The organism is Pseudonocardia sp., from assembly GCF_050246655.1.
GTDB lineage: Bacteria > Actinomycetota > Actinomycetes > Mycobacteriales > Pseudonocardiaceae > Pseudonocardia.
Genome location: NZ_JBFWVQ010000067.1, coordinates 1 through 16,208, shown reverse-complemented (window position 1 = coordinate 16,208; position 16,208 = coordinate 1). Strand labels below are relative to the sequence as shown.

The 16,208-nt window shown below is 74.3% G+C and carries 17 protein-coding genes; 13 read left to right on the top strand and 4 right to left on the bottom strand.

The annotated features are described in order from the left end of the window. Nucleotides 1-66: 66 nt before the first annotated feature. Genes AB7J25_RS19975 through AB7J25_RS19965 form a run of 3 tightly spaced genes read left to right on the top strand, consistent with a single transcriptional unit; the run spans nucleotide 67 to nucleotide 1,458 of the window. Nucleotides 67-444 carry a VOC family protein gene (locus AB7J25_RS19975; RefSeq protein ID WP_428511098.1) on the top strand — a complete coding sequence of 126 codons (378 nt, stop codon included), beginning with the start codon at nucleotides 67-69 and terminating at the stop codon, nucleotides 442-444. Then, on the top strand, nucleotides 441-986 hold the full coding sequence (locus AB7J25_RS19970; protein ID WP_428511097.1) for an NADAR family protein: 546 nt from the start codon (nucleotides 441-443) through the stop codon (nucleotides 984-986). The genes AB7J25_RS19975 and AB7J25_RS19970 overlap by 4 nt, the downstream gene beginning before the upstream one ends. 16 nt (nucleotides 987-1,002) lie before the next feature. Continuing rightward, complete coding sequence (locus AB7J25_RS19965) at nucleotides 1,003-1,458, top strand: NUDIX hydrolase (protein WP_428511096.1); 456 nt, start codon at nucleotides 1,003-1,005, stop codon at nucleotides 1,456-1,458. Here AB7J25_RS19965 and AB7J25_RS19960 read toward each other — a convergent pair. After that, nucleotides 1,446-1,817 carry a VOC family protein gene (locus AB7J25_RS19960; protein ID WP_428511095.1) on the bottom strand — a complete coding sequence of 124 codons (372 nt, stop codon included), beginning with the start codon at nucleotides 1,815-1,817 and terminating at the stop codon, nucleotides 1,446-1,448. The genes AB7J25_RS19965 and AB7J25_RS19960 overlap by 13 nt on opposite strands. A gap of 78 nt (nucleotides 1,818-1,895) precedes the next feature. Then, nucleotides 1,896-3,443, bottom strand: coding sequence for a phosphatase PAP2 family protein (locus tag AB7J25_RS19955; protein WP_428511094.1), 1,548 nt, complete (start codon nucleotides 3,441-3,443; stop codon nucleotides 1,896-1,898). A gap of 126 nt (nucleotides 3,444-3,569) precedes the next feature. On the opposite strand from AB7J25_RS19955, the gene pafA reads away from it, so the two are divergent. Next, nucleotides 3,570-4,931, top strand: coding sequence for a Pup--protein ligase (pafA, locus tag AB7J25_RS19950; RefSeq protein WP_428511093.1), 1,362 nt, complete (start codon nucleotides 3,570-3,572; stop codon nucleotides 4,929-4,931). 18 nt (nucleotides 4,932-4,949) lie between these two features. On the opposite strand, the gene AB7J25_RS19945 is transcribed toward pafA, so the two are convergent. Next, nucleotides 4,950-5,198 (bottom strand): hypothetical protein, encoded by a 249-nt coding sequence (locus tag AB7J25_RS19945; protein WP_428511092.1) that lies wholly within the window; start codon nucleotides 5,196-5,198, stop codon nucleotides 4,950-4,952. Nucleotides 5,199-5,403: 205 nt separating this feature from the next. Between AB7J25_RS19945 and AB7J25_RS19940 the strand changes: the two genes are divergently transcribed. The 8 genes from AB7J25_RS19940 (at nucleotide 5,404) to AB7J25_RS19905 (ending at nucleotide 13,302) form a co-directional block, all read left to right on the top strand. Further along, nucleotides 5,404-6,423, top strand: a complete 1,020-nt coding sequence (locus AB7J25_RS19940; protein ID WP_428511091.1) for a helix-turn-helix transcriptional regulator — start codon at nucleotides 5,404-5,406, stop codon at nucleotides 6,421-6,423. Between the two features lie 52 nt (nucleotides 6,424-6,475). Continuing rightward, complete coding sequence (locus AB7J25_RS19935; RefSeq protein ID WP_428511090.1) at nucleotides 6,476-7,426, top strand: helix-turn-helix transcriptional regulator; 951 nt, start codon at nucleotides 6,476-6,478, stop codon at nucleotides 7,424-7,426. Nucleotides 7,427-7,454: 28 nt separating this feature from the next. Further along, the gene (locus tag AB7J25_RS19930; protein WP_428511089.1) at nucleotides 7,455-7,649 is read left to right on the top strand and encodes a hypothetical protein; all 195 of its coding nucleotides are present in this window, start codon (nucleotides 7,455-7,457) and stop codon (nucleotides 7,647-7,649) included. A gap of 36 nt (nucleotides 7,650-7,685) precedes the next feature. Further along, nucleotides 7,686-7,967 (top strand): Sec-independent protein translocase subunit TatA, encoded by a 282-nt coding sequence (gene tatA, locus AB7J25_RS19925; protein ID WP_428511088.1) that lies wholly within the window; start codon nucleotides 7,686-7,688, stop codon nucleotides 7,965-7,967. A 63-nt stretch (nucleotides 7,968-8,030) separates the two neighbouring features. Beyond that, on the top strand, nucleotides 8,031-8,951 hold the full coding sequence (gene tatC, locus AB7J25_RS19920; protein ID WP_428511087.1) for a twin-arginine translocase subunit TatC: 921 nt from the start codon (nucleotides 8,031-8,033) through the stop codon (nucleotides 8,949-8,951). A 9-nt stretch (nucleotides 8,952-8,960) separates the two neighbouring features. Further along, entirely contained in the window at nucleotides 8,961-11,732 is a 2,772-nt protein-coding gene (locus AB7J25_RS19915) for a DEAD/DEAH box helicase (RefSeq protein ID WP_428511086.1), read from the top strand. Nucleotides 11,733-11,748: 16 nt separating this feature from the next. Then, nucleotides 11,749-12,957: a GNAT family N-acetyltransferase gene (locus AB7J25_RS19910; RefSeq protein WP_428511085.1), complete on the top strand. Its 1,209-nt coding sequence runs from the start codon at nucleotides 11,749-11,751 to the stop codon at nucleotides 12,955-12,957. Nucleotides 12,958-13,047: 90 nt separating this feature from the next. Continuing rightward, entirely contained in the window at nucleotides 13,048-13,302 is a 255-nt protein-coding gene (locus tag AB7J25_RS19905; RefSeq protein ID WP_428511084.1) for a hypothetical protein, read from the top strand. Between the two features lie 224 nt (nucleotides 13,303-13,526). On the opposite strand, the gene AB7J25_RS19900 is transcribed toward AB7J25_RS19905, so the two are convergent. After that, nucleotides 13,527-14,477, bottom strand: a complete 951-nt coding sequence (locus AB7J25_RS19900) for a 5'-3' exonuclease (protein ID WP_428511114.1) — start codon at nucleotides 14,475-14,477, stop codon at nucleotides 13,527-13,529. A 72-nt stretch (nucleotides 14,478-14,549) separates the two neighbouring features. Between AB7J25_RS19900 and AB7J25_RS19895 the strand changes: the two genes are divergently transcribed. Continuing rightward, a complete protein-coding gene (locus tag AB7J25_RS19895; protein ID WP_428511083.1) occupies nucleotides 14,550-15,680 on the top strand; it encodes a M24 family metallopeptidase in 1,131 nt (376 codons plus the stop codon). The last annotated feature ends 528 nt before the right edge of the window (nucleotides 15,681-16,208 follow it).

Here is a 16,208-nt window from a genome sequence, read left to right as displayed (position 1 = left end):
GCGAAGCCGCCCGGGCACCGCGCCGCCGCTTGACCTGCACCCCGGTCGAGGTTGCAGGGTGGTGCCATGAGCGTCGAGCTGAACCACACGATCGTCGCCACCCGCGACAAGCAGGCCGGGGCGCGGTTCCTCGCCGACGTGCTCGGCCTTCCGCAGCCGCAGCCGTTCGGCCCGTTCGCCGTCGTCACGACGGCCAACGGGGTGAGCCTGGACTACATGGAGACCGAGGAGGTCGTCGCCCAGCACTACGCGTTCCTCATCTCCGAGGAGGAGTTCGACGCCGTGGCCGGGCGGCTGCGCGAGCGCGGCGTCGAGACCTGGGCGGACCCGGGGCACCGGCGGCCGGGCCACAACACCGACGACGGCGGTCGGGGGCTCTACTTCGACTCCCCGGAGGGGCACAACCTGGAGGTGCTCACCCGTCCGTACGGCAGCGGGGCGTGACACCGGACGAGCTCGCCGCGGCCGAGGAGGCCGGCCGCCTGCCGCCGCTGCTGCACTTCTGGCGCCCCGACCCGCAGCCGGGTGACCGGCCGGGGCCCGGGTGCCTGAGCCAGTGGTGGCCGGCCCCGTTCACGGTGGACGGCGTCGGGTTCCCGACCGCGGAGCACTACATGATGTGGCGCAAGGCGCTGCTCTTCGGTGACGAGCGGGCCGGGGCGATGGTCCTCGCCGATCCGGACCCTGCGGCGGCGAAGGCGGCGGGCCGCACGGTCGCCGGGTTCGACGGCCCGAGATGGGTGGTGCACCGCTTCGACATCGTGGTGGACGGCAACCGTGCCAAGTTCGCCGCGGACGCGGCGCTGCGCGGCTACCTCGTCGGCACCGGCGGTCACGTCCTCGTGGAGGCGAGCCCCGACGACGCGGTGTGGGGGATCGGGCTCGCGGCGGACGACCCGGACGCCGCCGTCCCGAGCCGGTGGCACGGGTACAACCTGCTCGGGTTCGCCCTGATGCAGGTGCGCGGCGAGCTCGCCGGATGCTGATCGGAATGCTGGTCGGATGCTGCCGCGTGCGCTCGTCGAGAAGGTCGTCTGCTACGTCGTGCGCGACGACCGGCTCCTCGTGTTCCGCCATGCCGACCTGCCCTACGAGGAGACCGGGCTGCAGGTCCCGGCCGGAACGGTCCGCCCGGGTGAGGCCCCGGTGGTCGCCGCGCTGCGCGAGGCCGGCGAAGAGACGGGGCTCGTGGGCCTGCGGGTCGTGCGACCGCTCGGGGTGACGATCTACGACGCGGCGCCGATGCGGCCAGAGCGGCACCGCCGCCACGTCTTCCACCTGGCCGTCGACGGCCCGGTACCGCAGCGGTGGACGTCCTGGGAACGCCATGACGGCCACGCCCCGCCGACCCGGTTCACGTGCTTCTGGATCCCGCTGGCCGCCGGGCACGTCCTGTCCGGCGGGCAGGGCGCGCTGCTGGGGCGCCTCGCCGATGCCCTGGCGGATCAGGAGCGGTAGGTGCGCAGCTCCACGCCGGTGCCGTCCGGGTCGCGCAGGTAGATGCCCTGCCCCTGGCCGCGGGCGCCGAACAGGCTCTTCGGGCCGGGCACGCCGTGGGTGTCGGCCAGTGCGGCGAGGTCGGCCACGGAGGCGTCCACGACGAACGCCAGGTGGTCGACGTTCGTGCCGGTGCGCTCCCCGCGCTGGACGTCGACGATCGTCGTGCCGTCCACCCGCAGGGAGGCGAACGGCACCTCCCCGCGCCGCCACGGTTCGAGGCGTTCGGTGCCCAGCCCGAGCACGTCGACGTACCAGGCGATGAGCCGCTCCGGATCGGGGGTGACGAGAACGACGTGGTCCATCCCGCTCACGCGCATGCCCCCCGTTCTACCGTCGAGAACGACGTTGTGCTGATCGACAAGCCTCGTTGATCATCCTAGTGTCGTTCTCGACGGTCACCCCACGAACGGCCGATCCCGCCCCGTCCAGCGCCGCTCGTCGCGGCGGTAGACCGGGATCCGCCGGTCCGCGACCCGGAAGGTGAACCGCCCCGCGCTCTCCACGACCTCGCCGTCCGTGGCGAGCATGCCGGGTGTCGCGAGCTCGACGTCCAGCTCGGCGACCTCCATCTGCCGGTACACGCGCGTGCTGCCCAGCGCGCCCAGCGCGAGCGCCCCGATCGCGCGCAGCCGGGAGAAGCGCAGGTCCGCCCGCAGCCAGCGCACGTCGAGCAGGCCGGAATCGAGCGTCGGCCGCCAGGCCGGCACCATCCCCCGGGGGTGGTACGGGCCGTTGCCGACGAAGAACAGCCACACCTTGTGCCAGCGACCGTCGACCTTGATGTCGACGGGCTCGGCGTCGCGCAGCGTCACGACGAGGGCCGCGACGAACGCAGGCCACTTGCCGATCCGGGACTGCCAGCGTTCGCGCAGCCGGACCAGGTCCGGGTACGAGCCGAGGCTCGCCGTGTTGAGGAAGCAGCGGCGGCGGACGACGGTGTCGGTCTGGGGGTCGCCGCCGTGCCCCGGATGGACGTCGACGAGCCCCAGGTCGACGGCCACGGCCTCGCCGGCCTCGGTGGCGTCCACCGCCTCCTGCAGGTCGTAGACGCCGACGTCGCGGGCGAAGTGGTTGAGCGTGCCCGTCGGGACGATCACGAGCGGGAGCCCGTAGCGGTTCGCCACCTCCGCCCCGGCGGCCACCGTGCCGTCCCCACCTGCGACGCCGAGGGCGTGCACGGTGCCGTCGCTGGCATGGACGGCGGCGTCGATCTGGGCGTGGAGGTCCGCCCCGGACCGGGCACGCAGCACCACTGCGGCGGGCAGGGCGGCGGCGAGGTCCTCGGCCGGATCGTAGAGGGGGTCGCCCGACCGCTGGTTGGACACCAGGACCAGGCCCTCGCCGCGGGGCAGGACCGGCACGGTGTCGACGGGCCGGGCCATCGCCTCGTCGGTGCGGCGCACCGGCCACCAGCGCCTCGTGGCCGCCGCGATCCCGGCCCCGACGGCCACGCCCGCGACGACGTCCGAGGCCCAGTGCACGCCCACGTGGACGCGCGAGTACGCCACCGCGGCCGCGACCGGCGCGACCGCCGCTCCCAGGCGCGGGCTCTCCAGCGCGACCGCCGCCGCGAACGCCGCCGCCGAGGCGGCGTGCCCGGAGGGGAACGACGACGACGTGGGCGGGTTCGGCAGCGTCTGGTAGGCCGGCAGCTCGGAAGCGGCCGGGCGGCGGCGGGGCAGGAGCGGCTTCAGCAGCACGTTCGAGGTGAAACTCGCCCCCGCGATGGCCGCCACGCCACGCAGCGCGGCTTTGCGGCTCGCGCCGCGGCGCGTCGCGAACCCGGCACCGATCGCGAGCCAGAGCAGGCTGTGGTTCGCGAGGCGCGAGAGCGTCTTCATCCCGTCGTTGAGGGGGCTGTGCGACCGTCGGGAGATCGCCCGGGTGATGGCGCGATCGGTCTCGTTGACCGGTTCCACGGTCTGCCGCAGCCAGGAGATCACGGATGCGACCCTACGGTGCGGACGCCGCTCCCGGCCGCGGGCACCGGGTCCGACACCACTCCTCCGCCGGACCCGCCGATCGTCCGGACGTGTCGGGATCGGGCTCTCTCCGCATACGCTGGGAGGATGCAGCGGCGGATCTACGGCGTCGAGACCGAGTTCGGCGTCACGTGCACCTTCCACGGGCAGCGGCGGCTGTCCCCGGACGAGGTGGCGCGCTACCTCTTCCGCCGGGTGGTCTCGTGGGGCCGGTCCTCGAACGTCTTCCTGCGCAACGGCGCCCGGCTCTACCTGGACGTGGGCTCCCACCCCGAGTACGCGACGGCGGAGTGTGACTCGTTGGCCCAGCTCGTGGCCCACGACAAGGCGGGGGAGCGGATCCTCGAGGACCTGCTGGTCGACGCCGAACGTCGGCTGGTCGACGAGGGCATCGGCGGCGACATCTACCTGTTCAAGAACAACACCGACTCCGCGGGCAACTCCTACGGCTGCCACGAGAACTACCTGGTCGCCCGGGCCGGTGAGTTCTCCCGGATCGCGGACGTCCTGCTGCCGTTCCTCGTCACCCGCCAGCTCATCTGCGGGGCCGGGAAGGTCCTGCAGACCCCGCGCGGGGCGGTGTTCTGCCTGTCGCAGCGGGCCGAGCACATCTGGGAGGGCGTGTCATCGGCCACCACCCGGTCGCGCCCGATCATCAACACGCGCGACGAGCCGCACGCGGACGCCGAGCGCTACCGCCGCCTGCACGTCATCGTCGGGGACTCGAACATGTCCGAGGTCACCACCCTGCTCAAGGTGGGCTCGGCCACGCTCGTGCTGGAGATGATCGAGGCGGGTGTCCAGTTCCGGGACTTCACCCTGGACAACCCGATCCGGGCCATCCGCGAGATCAGCCACGACCTCACCGGGCGACGCACCGTGCGCCTCGCGGGCGGCCGCGAGGCCAGCGCCCTGGACATCCAGCGCGAGTACCACGCCCGCGCGCTCGAACACGTGGCCCACCGGGGCGTGGAGGACCCGATCCTCAACCGCGTGGTGCAGCTGTGGGGCCGCACCCTCGACGCCGTCGAGCGGCAGGACCTCACGCTCATCGACCGCGAGATCGACTGGGCGATCAAGCACCGGCTCATCGAGCGCTACCGGGTGCGCCACGACCTGGACCTCGCGAGCTCCCGGATCGCCCAGCTCGACCTCGCCTACCACGACGTCCGGCGCGGGCGGGGCCTGTTCGACCTGCTCCAGCGCAAGGGCATGGTCGATCGGGTCACCGACGACGGCGAGATCGAGGCGGCCAAGGACACGCCACCGCAGAGCACCCGGGCGAAGCTGCGCGGGGACTTCATCGCCGCGGCCCAGGCCGCCGGGCGCGACTTCACGGTGGACTGGGTGCACCTGAAGCTCAACGACCAGGCGCAGCGCACCGTGCTGTGCAAGGACCCGTTCCGGTCCGTGGACGAGCGGGTGGACCGGCTGATCGCCTCGCTGTAGCGGCCGCCCCGGGGCCGGCTACCCCTCGCCGCCCGCCTCGTGGATCGACCGCAGCCGGGCCAGCTCGTCGCGCGCCAGGGTGGCCGCCGGACCGTCGCTGTCCTGGCCCGGCTCGATCCCCAACGCCCGCAGCAGCGCCGCCGCGGGAACGGACGGGTCGCCCGTGGCGCCGAGCACCGGATGCAGGCCGTGCTCCGCCAGGTGGGTGAACACGACGTTCACCACCGTCCAGGGGTTGTACTTCTCGGTCCCCACCGGATGGGACATGAGCCTTCGCCTCCGCCTCGTACCCGCTCGCCCGTTCTGCGCCGTGACGTGCCAGACATGCCTTACCGAACACACCTCACCGCGCTCGCGCCCGAACCCTGTGCGTCCGCGGCCGTGCCGTCAAGACCGTCGGGCGTCGCGATCTGAGACACCCGTTCGCGCGGTTCGCCACGGACTCGGCGGGCCCGGTCGTACGATGCCGGGCGTGTCGTCCGCACGGGCAGAGCGTCTGGTCAACCTGGTGCTCTGCCTGCTCTCCACCCGGCAGTTCCTCACCGCCGACCGGATCCGCGCGATCGTCCCGGGGTACGCGGACGCCGCCACGGACGACGCGTTCTTCCGCATGTTCGAGCGTGACAAGAGCGAGCTACGGGAGCTGGGGGTGCCGCTGGAGACGGGGCGGACGTCGACCTTCGACACCGCGGACGGCTACCGGATCGCGCGGCAGGACTACGAGCTGGGCGACGTCGACCTCGAACCGGACGAGGCCGCGGCGGTGGCGCTGGCGGCGCGGCTGTGGGAGTCGCCGCAGCTGGCCGGGGCGGCGCGCGGGGCGCTCGTGAAGCTGCGCGCGGCCGGGGTGGAGGTCGACGAGGACGCCGGGGCGCGCGTGCAGCCGCGGGTGCGGGCCGTCGATCCGGCGTTCGCGCCGCTGCTCGCCGCCGTGCAGACCGGCCGCGCGGTGACGTTCGGGCATCGCCGCGGCGGCGAACCCGGCGAACCCCAGCGGCGCACCGTCGAGCCCTGGGGCGTGGTGTCGTGGCGGGGCCGCTGGTACCTCGTGGGTCATGACCGCGACCGCGGCGCCGTCCGCTGCTTCCGGCTCTCCCGGATCAGCGAGCCCGTGAAGGCGATCGGGCCGGCGGGTGCGGTCGCGGTGCCGGAGGGGGTGGACCTGCTCGAGCATGTCCGGCGCGGCTTCGAGCCCCCGCCCGTGGTCGACAAGGTGCGGGTGTGGGTGGCCGCGGGGCGGGCGCTGGGCCTGCGCCGCATCGGCCGCGTCGTCGGGCCCCGCGAGCACGGCGGCCGCGCCGGGGACGAGCTGGAGATGGACCTGCGCCAGATCGAGACCGTGGCGCGCTGGCTCGCCGGCCACGGTCCGGACGTCGCCGTCCTGCACCCGGCCGAGCTGGCCGAGGCGGTGCGTCGCAACTGGGCGGGCGTGGCCGCGGCGCACCGGGCCGCCGTCGACAACGACGTTGCGCATGCCGAGAGGCCCGGATGATCAGCACAACGTCGTTCTCGACGGTGGGGGCGGGGACGTGAGCGCCGGCGGCATGACGGAGCGCCTGCCCCGGCTGCTCTCGCTGGTGCCGTACTTGCTCGCCCGGCCGGGCATCGCGCTGTCCGAGGCGGCCGCGGACTTCGGCACCACCGAGCGTCAGCTGCGCCGGGACCTGGAGCTGCTGTGGATGTGCGGCCTGCCCGGCTACGGCCCGGGCGACCTGGTCGACCTGTCCTTCTCGGGCGACACGGTCACCGTCACCGAGGACGCCGGGATGCGCCGGCCCCTGCGGCTCACCACCGCGGAGGCCTCGGCGCTGCTCGTCGCGCTGCGCACGCTCGGCTCCGTCCCCGGCATGGTCGACACCGACGCCGTCCGTCGCGCCACCGCGAAGATCGAGCGCGCCGTCGGCGACGCTGGCCACGACCTCGCCGACCACATGGCCGTCGCGCTCACCCGCCAGGAGGAGGCCACCACCGGCACCGTCCGGCAGGCCCTGGACGCCGGCCGCGCGCTGCGGATCGTCTACTACACCGCGGGTCGCGACGTCGTCAGCCGCCGTGTCGTGGACCCGATGCGCCTGCTGCTCGTCGAGGGCCGCGGCTACCTGGAGGCGTGGTGCCGCAGCGCCGAGGCCGTGCGGCTGTTCCGGCTGGACCGGGTGGACGACGTGGAGGTGCTGGACGAGCCCGCCGCACCCCCGCCCGACGCGGAACCCACCGACGTCTCCGCGGGGTTGTTCCGGCCAGCGCCCGAGCACCGCAGCGCCGTCCTGCTCCTGGAGCGCGAGGCGCGCTGGGTGGCCGAGTACTACCCCGTGGACGAGGTCGTGGAGCAGGGTGACGGGCGGGTCCGGGTGCTGCTGCGCTTCGCCGACCCTGCCTGGCTGGTGCGCCTCGTGCTGGGCCTCGGCGGCGGCGCGACGGTGCTGGAGCCCGCCGCGCTGGCGGCCGCGGTGACCGAGCGGGCGGCGGCGGCGCTGGCCGGGACGCAACCGGACTGACGGAACCTGACCGAGGGGACGGGAGCTGATGGAGAGCGTGCTGCTGACGGTGAGTGGTCTGGTGGTGGCGGGGCTCGCCCTTCTGGGAACGCTGGTGGTCGTCGTCCGGGTGCCGTGGCACCGGTTCGCCGTGGCGCTGGAGGTCTTCCGGGCGGGCCTGCAGCGCGGTCTGGCGCCGCTGCGGGTGGGTGTGCGGCGGCGGCGCGACACGTCCGGTGCGTAGACTCGGACCCGAATCAACCCGACGGAAGGCCCCGAAATGATCCCTACTGGCTGGGAACTCGTCGTCATCATCGGGGTCCTCATCCTGCTCTTCGGGGCCAAGCGGCTGCCCGAGATGGCCCGCTCGATCGGCCAGTCGGCCCGGGTGTTCAAGGGCGAGATGAAGGGCATGAAGGACGAGGACAAGAGCGCGTCCGCCTCGACCACCCCCCCGACCGCGCAGGAGCCTCCGGCGCCCCCGCAGGCGCTGCCGCCCGGCCAGGCCGACACCACCCAGCCGCCGCCGGCGAGCACCGCTCGACCCGAGCAGTCCTCCTGACGCACGGAGGTGGTCCGCCTCCGGCTGCCCCGGACCCGTCGGGCGAAGAACCCCGACGGGACGATGACGCTCATCGAGCACCTCTACGAGCTCCGCAACCGACTGACGGTCTGCCTGATCGCGATCGCGGTCACCACGGTGTTCGGGTTCATCTGGTTCGGCGTCCCGCTGTTCGGGTTCCCGTCGCTGGGCGACATCCTCAAGGGCCCCTACTGCGCGTTGCCCCCCGAGTCGCGCGCCTCCGTCACCGCGGACGGCTCCTGCGTGCTGTTCAGCACCGCGCCGTTCGACCAGTTCAACCTGCGCCTCACCGTCGCGACGACGGTCGGCGTCGTGCTGGCGTGCCCCGTGTGGCTGCAGCAGCTGTGGGCGTTCATCACCCCCGGCCTCTACGCCAAGGAACGCCGCTACGCGATGACGTTCGTGCCGATCGCCGCGGTGCTGTTCGTCTCCGGTGCCGTGCTCGCGTACTTCATCGTCACCCAGGCCCTGGCGTTCCTGCTGACGGTCAGCGCCGGGGTGCAGGCCACCGCGCTGGGTGGGCGTGAGTACTTCGGTTTCATCCTCACGCTGCTGCTGATCTTCGGTGTGAGCTTCGAGCTGCCGCTGCTCGTCGTGATGCTCAACCTCGCGGGCGTCGTGAGCTACGACAAGCTGCGCAAGGCCCGCCGCGGGCTGATCTTCGGGTTGTTCGTGTTCGCCGCGATCGCGACACCGGGCCAGGACCCGTACTCGATGATCGCGCTCGCGCTGGCGCTCACGCTGTTGTTCGAGATCGCGATCCAGATCGCGCGGTTCAACGACAAGCGCAAGGCCCGCCGCCGCGCCGAGTCCGGGATCGACTCGTGGGACCCCGACGCGCCCTCGCCGATCGACACCAGCCCGAGCGCGATCGACACCAGCCCGTCCGAACTGCCCACGTTCGAGGACGCCACGGCCGACGGCACCGGCACTGCGGCGCGCCGCGCGGAGGACGCGACGTAGCCTGGCGGCGTGGCCAGCAGTACCCCCGTGCCGCCCGCCGAGGCCTACGTCTCCGCCCGCGGCCGCGCCGCCCGTCCGCAGCTCACCGAGTTCGCCGCCGGGTTCCCGTTCGATCTCGACGAGTTCCAGCGCACCGCCTGCGCCGCCCTGGAGGACGGGCACGGGGTGCTGGTGTGCGCCCCGACGGGCGCCGGGAAGACGGTGGTGGGGGAGTTCGCGGTGCACCTCGCCCTCGCCACGGGCCGGCGGTGCTTCTACACGACCCCGATCAAGGCGCTGTCGAACCAGAAGTTCCACGACCTGGTGGCCCGCCACGGCGCGGACGCCGTCGGGCTGCTCACGGGCGACACCAGCGTCAACGGTGACGCCCAGATCGTCGTGATGACCACCGAGGTGCTCCGCAACATGATCTACGCGGACGGGACGGTGGGATCCCGGGGGGCACCGAGCCGCCTGGAGCACCTCGGCTACGTCGTGATGGACGAGGTGCACTACCTCGCGGACCGCTTCCGCGGTGCGGTGTGGGAGGAGGTCATCCTCCAGCTGCCCGAGCACGTCCGGTTGGTGAGCCTGTCGGCGACGGTGAGCAACGCCGAGGAGTTCGGGGACTGGCTCGTGGCCGTGCGCGGCGACACGACCGTCGTCGTGGACGAGCACCGTCCGGTACCGCTGTGGCAGCACATGATGGTCGGCAACCGGTTGCTGAACCTCTTCGCCGAGAAGGACGGCGAGCTGCGCGTCGACCCCGATCTCGTCCGCCACACCTCGGACGTGGAGCGCCAGACCGCGGGCTGGGACCGCGGACGCGGCCGGGGGCGTCCGCCCACGAACCGGTTCCGCCCGCCGTCGCGGGTCACCGTGATCGACCGCCTGGAGCGCGACGGGCTGCTGCCCGCGATCACGTTCGTGTTCAGCCGCGCCGGTTGCGACGCCGCGGTCGGCCAGTGCGTGCGGGCAGGTCTGCGGCTCACCACCGAGGAACAGGCGGCGGAGATCCGCCGCATCGTGGACCGGCGCACCGCGGACCTGCCCCAGGGTGACCTCGCGGTCCTCGGCTACTGGGAATGGCGCGACGCGCTGGAGCGCGGCATCGCCGCCCACCACGCCGGCATGCTGCCCGCGTTCAAGGAGACCGTCGAGGACCTGTTCGTCCGCGGTCTGGTGCGCGCGGTGTTCGCCACGGAGACCCTCGCGCTGGGCATCAACATGCCCGCCCGCACGGTCGTCCTGGAGCGGCTGGTCAAGTACAATGGCGAGTCCCACGCCGAGCTGACGCCGGGGGAGTACACGCAGCTCACCGGCCGGGCGGGCCGGCGCGGCATCGACGTCGAGGGCCACGCCGTCGTCGTCTGGCAGCCGGGGGTGGTCCCCGCGCAGGTGGCGGGGCTCGCGTCCACCCGCACCTACCCGCTCACCAGCTCGTTTCGGCCCGGCTACAACATGGCCGTCAACCTGGTCCAGCGGCTCGGGCCCGCCGCGGCGCGCGAGCTCCTCGAGCAGTCGTTCGGGCAGTTCCAGGCGGACCGCTCGGTGGTCGGGCTCGCGCGCCGCATCGAGCGCAGCGCCGAGACCCTCGCCGGCTACCGCCGCTCGATGGAGTGCCACCTCGGCGACTTCGCCGAGTACGCCTCCCTGCGCCGCCGCGTCTCCGAGCGGGAGAAGGCCCTGAGCCGCCAGGGCAACGCTGCGCGCCGTGAGGAGGCCGCGGACTCGCTGCGGGCGCTCAAGCCGGGCGACGTCATCGCGGTGCCGTCCGGGCGGAGGTCGGGACTCGCCGTCGTGCTCGACCCCGGGGTGGCCGCCGACGGCGACCCGCGGCCCCTGGTGCTCTCCGAGGACCGCTGGGCCGGGCGGCTGTCCGCAGCGGACTTCCCCACCCCCGTCGAGCCGCTGGGCCGGATGCGCCTGCCCAAGCGCGTCGACCACCGTTCGCCCCGCACCCGGCGCGACCTCGCGTCGAGCCTGCGCAACACCGGGATCCTCGCGCCGGAGGCGCCGCGGCGGCGCAGCCGCGGTGCGGCGGGCGACGACCCGGAGCTCGCGACGCTGCGCCGCGCCCTGCGCGCGCACCCCTGCCACGGCTGCACGGACCGCGAGGCCCATGCCCGCTGGGCCGAGCGGTACAACCGCCTGGAGCGCGAGACCGAGCAGCTGCGCGAGAAGGTGCGGGCCACGACCCACTCGCTCGCGCGCGCCTTCGACCGGATCCGCGACCTGCTCGCCGAGCGCGGCTACCTCGCGGGCGACGGCGAGGAGCAGGTCGTCACCCCGCACGGGGAGCGGCTCGCCCGGCTCTGGGGCGAGTCGGACCTGCTCGCCGCCGAGTGCCTGCGCCACGGCGTGTGGGACGGCCTCGAGCCCGCGGAGCTGGCCGCGGTGGTCTCGGCGCTGGTGTACGAGTCGCGCCGCGACAACGGGCCCGTGCCGCGGGTGCCGCAGGGGACGGTGTCCGAGGCGCTCGCGGCCACGGTGCGGCTGTGGGCCGGGCTGGAGGCCGACGAGCGCCGCCACCGGGTGGACCGCACCCGCGAGCCCGATCTCGGGTTCGCGTGGCCCGTGCACCGCTGGGCGCGCGGCGAACCGCTGTCGGCGGTGCTCATCGCGGCGGAGCAGAACGGTGTGGAGCTCTCGGCGGGCGACTTCGTGCGCTGGTGCCGCCAGGTGCTGGACCTGCTCGACCAGATCGCGGGCGTCGCCGGGCGCGGCAGCCCCGTCGGGCGGGCCGCCGCGCAGGCGGTGACGGCGATCCGGCGCGGGGTGGTCGCCGTGGGCGCCGCATGACCGGCAGGATCAGTGCATGATCACGGTCGAGGTCCTCGAACCGGACGAGCTGCGCGCCGCCTACGACCTCTTCGCCGCCACGATCCTCTTCGGCCCGGCCACGGACGCCTCGTGGCCGCACGCCGCGGCGCTCTACACCCCCGGGCGGGCCCTCGGCGTGCGTGACGACCGCGATCCCGCGCAGCTCGTCGCGACCGCGACGGCGTTCGGGTCGAGGCTCGCCGTCCCCGGTGGAGCGGACCTGCCGATGGCCGCCGTCACCCGCGTCGGGGTGCGGGCGGACCGCACCCGCCGCGGACTGCTCACGGCGATGGTGCATCACCAGCTGCGGGATGCTGCGGAGCGCGGCGAGGTGGTCGCCGCCCTGCGGGCCAGCCAGTCGCGCATCTACGGGCGCTTCGGCTACGGGGTCGCCACCCGCGGCCGCGGCGTGCGGGTGCGCCGCTCCGGTGCCGGGTGGCGGGACTGCGCCCCGCGTGGCGGCGACGTGCGGATGGTGGCCCGCGCGGACGTGCTGGACGTGCTCCCCGCCGTGCACGAGCGCATCGCGCTGTTCCGTCCGGGCGGGATGACCCGGCCGGACGGGTGGTGGTCCACGATGCTGGCGGGCGACGTCGCCGGTGCCGAGGTGCTGCTGGCCGCCGTGCACACCGGTCCCGACGGGGACGACGGCTACGCGGTCGCGACCCTCGCCGATCCGCGGGAGGACTTCGAGCGTCGCCCGCTCGCCGTCTCGGACCTGCACGCCGCGGATGTGCAGGCCACCGCAGCGCTGTGGCGCTTCCTGCTCGACGTCGATCTCACCGGGGCGGTGGAGGCGCACCTGCGGCCGCTGGACGAGCCGCTGGAGCTGATGCTCACCGATCGCCGGGACTGCATGGTGACCTCGGCGGGCGACGAGACGTGGCTGCGGATCCTGGACGTCCCGGCGGCGCTGGCCGCCCTGCCGTGCGCGGGGGAGCCGGTCCGGCTCGCGGTGCACGATGGGCTCTTCCCTGCGAACTCCGGCGTGTACGTGCTCGGCGACGGTCCGGCCCGGCGCGTCGACGCGGCGCCGGAGCTCGCGTGCGACGTCGCCGCGCTCGCCATGGCCTACCTCGGTGACACCGCGCCGTCCGCACTCGCCGCGGCGGGATGGTGGCGCGTGCACGACGCGGATGCCCTCGCCCGCGCGGACCGCCTCCTCGGCGGCGACGTGCTCCCGTGGTGCGGCACGTACTTCTGAGTAACTTTCGGGTAACGGCGGTGAACACCGACGACTTCCGGCTCGTGAACCCGTCCGAACAGGCAAGACACGGACGGAAGGGAGCCCGCCATGAGCACGACCACCATCGCCACCGCACTGACCTACCGCGAGCGGGCCGTGCTCCGCGCGATCCGCGCCGGACGCTGCCAGGTCTCCGGCGCGGCGTCGGTGCACCTCGTCGTCGACGGCGTCGGATGCAGCGACCAGTTCGTCGGGTTGCGGCTCGTCGCGGCCGGTCTGGTCGCGAGGCCCGGTCCCGGAATCGCGCCGGCCCGCCTGACACCGTCGGGCCGGGCGGCCCTCGACGACCCGGTCGCGGCCTGACCCGGTTTCGCGCCCGGCGGGCGCCGAGAATGCGCTCAGGCCGGTTGTGGCCGGACTCGGCGCACACTCGGCCGGTTCAGGGGCCACCGGCGCGCGAGTTGCGTGGTCGGCCAGGCCGTGTTGCGGGATTCGTCGGCCCGGGCCCTGAGGAAACGCACAACTCGGCCCGGCGAGATGCGGAACTCGCGGGTCAGGGGGAGCCGGCCAGATGCGGAACTCGCGGGTCAGGGGGAGCCGGCGAGGGCCAGCGCGGCGCGCAGCCTGTCCACGGACCCGGCGAGACCCCACCGCTGCGCGAGCGCGTCCAGGGCGTCCGGGTCCGCGGGCAGCGCGGGCACGACGTCCGGGCGCCCCATCCGCACCGGAGCGTCCAGCGCCACCCGCACGACGGGCTCGACGACGGCGAGGTAGCCCGCCGCGGCGGCGAGCTTCGACCGCACCGGGGGGCTGAGCCGCTTGTCGGCCGGGTCGGTGACCGCGGAGCGCAGCTCCGCCCAGGACGCGAACCGGCCCACCAGCGTGGCCGCGGTCTTCTCCCCGATCCCGGCGACCCCCGGCAGGCCGTCCGAGGGGTCGCCGCGCAGCATCGCCATCTCCGCGTACGCCGCACCGGCCCGCTCGGGCGGGAGGCGGTACTTCGCGGCGACCTCCACCGGCCCGAGCGTCTCGGCCTTGGCCAGGCCGCGGCCGACGTAGACGAGCTTGACGGGGGTAGGTTCGTCGCGGACGCACTGCATGAGATCGCGGTCGCCGCTGACCACCAGCACAGGGTCGGCCTTCTCGCTCGCGGCGAGCGTGCCGATGACGTCGTCGGCCTCGTGGCCGTCCGCACCCGCGGTCGCCAGGCCCGCGGCGGCCAGCACGTCGAGCAGGATCGGCACCTGCGGTGCGAGCGTGTCCGGCACCTCCTCCGGCACCCCGACGGGTGCGGTGCCCGTCTCGTTGCCCGCGACCCGGTGCGCCTTGTACGACGGCAGCGCCTCGACGCGGAACGCCGGACGCCAGTCCAGGTCCAGGCACGCGACGAGCCGGGCGGGGCGGCGTTCGGTGAGCAGGCGCGACACCATGTCGCAGAACCCGCGCACCGCATTGACGGGCGTGCCGTCCGGTGCGGTGATCGATTCGGGTACGCCGTAGTAGGCGCGGAAGTACATGCTGGCGGCGTCGAGCAGCATCAACGGGCGGCCGGTGCTCACAGCGGACAGCGTGCCAGGCGGGCGCGCGGGCGGGCCGAATACCCTCACCACATGACCGCCTCCCCCGACCGCGCCCAGCCCTTCGGCGAACGCCTGCGCCGCGCGGGCGAGATCGCCGCGGAGCACGGCGTCGACCTGCTCGCCATCACCCCCGGGACGGACCTGCGCTACCTCGTGGGTGCCACTGGAGAGACCCACGAGCGGCTCACCTGTCTGCTGGTCCCCGCTGCGGGACACCGGGCGCCGCCCGCGATCGTCGTGCCGAAGCTGGAAGCCCCCGGCCTGGTCGGCCTGGGGCTGGCCGACCTCGGCGTGGAGACCGTCACCTGGAACGACGGCGAGGACCCGTACCTGCTGGTCAGCGACCTCGCCGGCGGCCCGCGGCGGATCGCGGTGGCCGACTCGATGCCGGCGGTGCACGTGTTCGGGCTACGCGACGCCTTCCCCGACGTCGCGCAGGTGCTCGCCGGGCCGGTCCTGCGGGAGCTCCGGATGCGCAAGGACCCGGCCGAGATCGACGAGCTGCGCGCCGCCGCGGCCGCAATCGACCGGGTCCACGCACGGATGGGCGAGTTCCTGCGGGTCGGGCGGACGGAGGCCGCCGCGGGTGCCGACATCGCCCTCGCTCTCGTCGAGGAGGGGCACACCGGCGCCGCCTTCGTGATCGTCGCGTCCGGGCCGAACGGGGCGAGCCCGCACCACGACGTCTCGGATCGGGTCATGCAGCACGGCGACATGGTCGTCGTCGACATCGGCGGGCCCCTGCCCAGCGGCTACTACTCGGACTGCACCCGCACCTACGTGCTCGGCGCCGAGCCCGACCCGGAGGTCCGCAAGGCCTACGAGGCGCTCCAGGACGCCCAGGAACAGGCCGTCCGCGCCGTCGGCCCGGGGGTGCCCGCCGAGCAGGTGGACGCCGCCGCGCGCACCGTGCTCACCGAGGCAGGGTTGGGGGAGCACTTCATCCACCGCACCGGGCACGGCATCGGCCTCGACGTCCACGAGCAGCCCTACATCGTCGGCGGCAACGACCTCGCCCTGCGCCCCGGGATGGCGTTCAGCGTCGAGCCGGGGGTGTACCTGGAGGGGGAGTGGGGCGCCCGGATCGAGGACATCGTCGTGGTCACGGCCGACGGCTGCGAGCGGCTCAACCGGCAGCCGCGGGACCTGCAGGTCCTCTGACCGGCGGGGCCAGGGGAGCAGCTGCGAGGGTGGGTCGGTTTCCCTGTGGGGTGTCGGACATCTGCGGGGCGGGTCGGGCGTCTGCGAGGCGGGCGGTCGGGTGCTCTGCGAGGTGGGTCGGGCGTCTGCGGGGCGGGCGGCCGGGTATCCGGGTATCCGGGCTTCCGGGTGGTCGTGCGGCCTGCGCGGCTGCGCCGGCGGGGTGGTCGGGTCGGGGTAGGCGGGTGGCCGGGCGGCGCGGCGCGGGCGGCGACGGGGGCATTCGGCGGGTCCTCGCAGGGGGTGCGCGCGCTTCGCAGGGGCTGCGGCGTCTGTGAGGCGGGTCAGTTCGCTGCGCGGCGCGCCAGTTCTCTGCGAAGCGCGCCGGTTCTCTGCGAGGCGGGTCGGGTGTCTGCGAGGCCGGCTGCCTGGGCCGCGTGCGCGGCCGGCCGGCGCGGCGCGGGCGGCCGGCCGGGGCCGCGCCGCGGGCCCGGGTGTTCAGCGGGCTTCGCAGGGTGTGCGCGCGCTTCGCAGAGGCTGCGGCGTCTG

What these genes read in the sequence shown, in the direction of transcription:
- AB7J25_RS19965 (WP_428511096.1), top strand. Translation starts at nt 1,003, where the DNA reads ATGCTGCCGCGTGCGCTCGTCGAGAAGGTCGTCTGCTACGTCGTGCGC.
- tatA (WP_428511088.1), top strand. Translation starts at nt 7,686, where the DNA reads ATGATCCCTACTGGCTGGGAACTCGTCGTCATCATCGGGGTCCTCATC.
- tatC (WP_428511087.1), top strand. Translation starts at nt 8,031, where the DNA reads ATGACGCTCATCGAGCACCTCTACGAGCTCCGCAACCGACTGACGGTC.
- AB7J25_RS19910 (WP_428511085.1), top strand. Translation starts at nt 11,749, where the DNA reads ATGATCACGGTCGAGGTCCTCGAACCGGACGAGCTGCGCGCCGCCTAC.
- AB7J25_RS19960 (WP_428511095.1), bottom strand. Translation starts at nt 1,817, where the DNA reads ATGCGCGTGAGCGGGATGGACCACGTCGTTCTCGTCACCCCCGATCCG.
- AB7J25_RS19945 (WP_428511092.1), bottom strand. Translation starts at nt 5,198, where the DNA reads ATGTCCCATCCGGTGGGGACCGAGAAGTACAACCCCTGGACGGTGGTG.
- pafA (WP_428511093.1), top strand. Translation starts at nt 3,570, where the DNA reads ATGCAGCGGCGGATCTACGGCGTCGAGACCGAGTTCGGCGTCACGTGC.
- AB7J25_RS19935 (WP_428511090.1), top strand. Translation starts at nt 6,476, where the DNA reads ATGACGGAGCGCCTGCCCCGGCTGCTCTCGCTGGTGCCGTACTTGCTC.
- AB7J25_RS19895 (WP_428511083.1), top strand. Translation starts at nt 14,550, where the DNA reads ATGACCGCCTCCCCCGACCGCGCCCAGCCCTTCGGCGAACGCCTGCGC.
- AB7J25_RS19975 (WP_428511098.1), top strand. Translation starts at nt 67, where the DNA reads ATGAGCGTCGAGCTGAACCACACGATCGTCGCCACCCGCGACAAGCAG.
- AB7J25_RS19900 (WP_428511114.1), bottom strand. Translation starts at nt 14,477, where the DNA reads ATGCTGCTCGACGCCGCCAGCATGTACTTCCGCGCCTACTACGGCGTA.
- AB7J25_RS19930 (WP_428511089.1), top strand. Translation starts at nt 7,455, where the DNA reads ATGGAGAGCGTGCTGCTGACGGTGAGTGGTCTGGTGGTGGCGGGGCTC.
- AB7J25_RS19905 (WP_428511084.1), top strand. Translation starts at nt 13,048, where the DNA reads ATGAGCACGACCACCATCGCCACCGCACTGACCTACCGCGAGCGGGCC.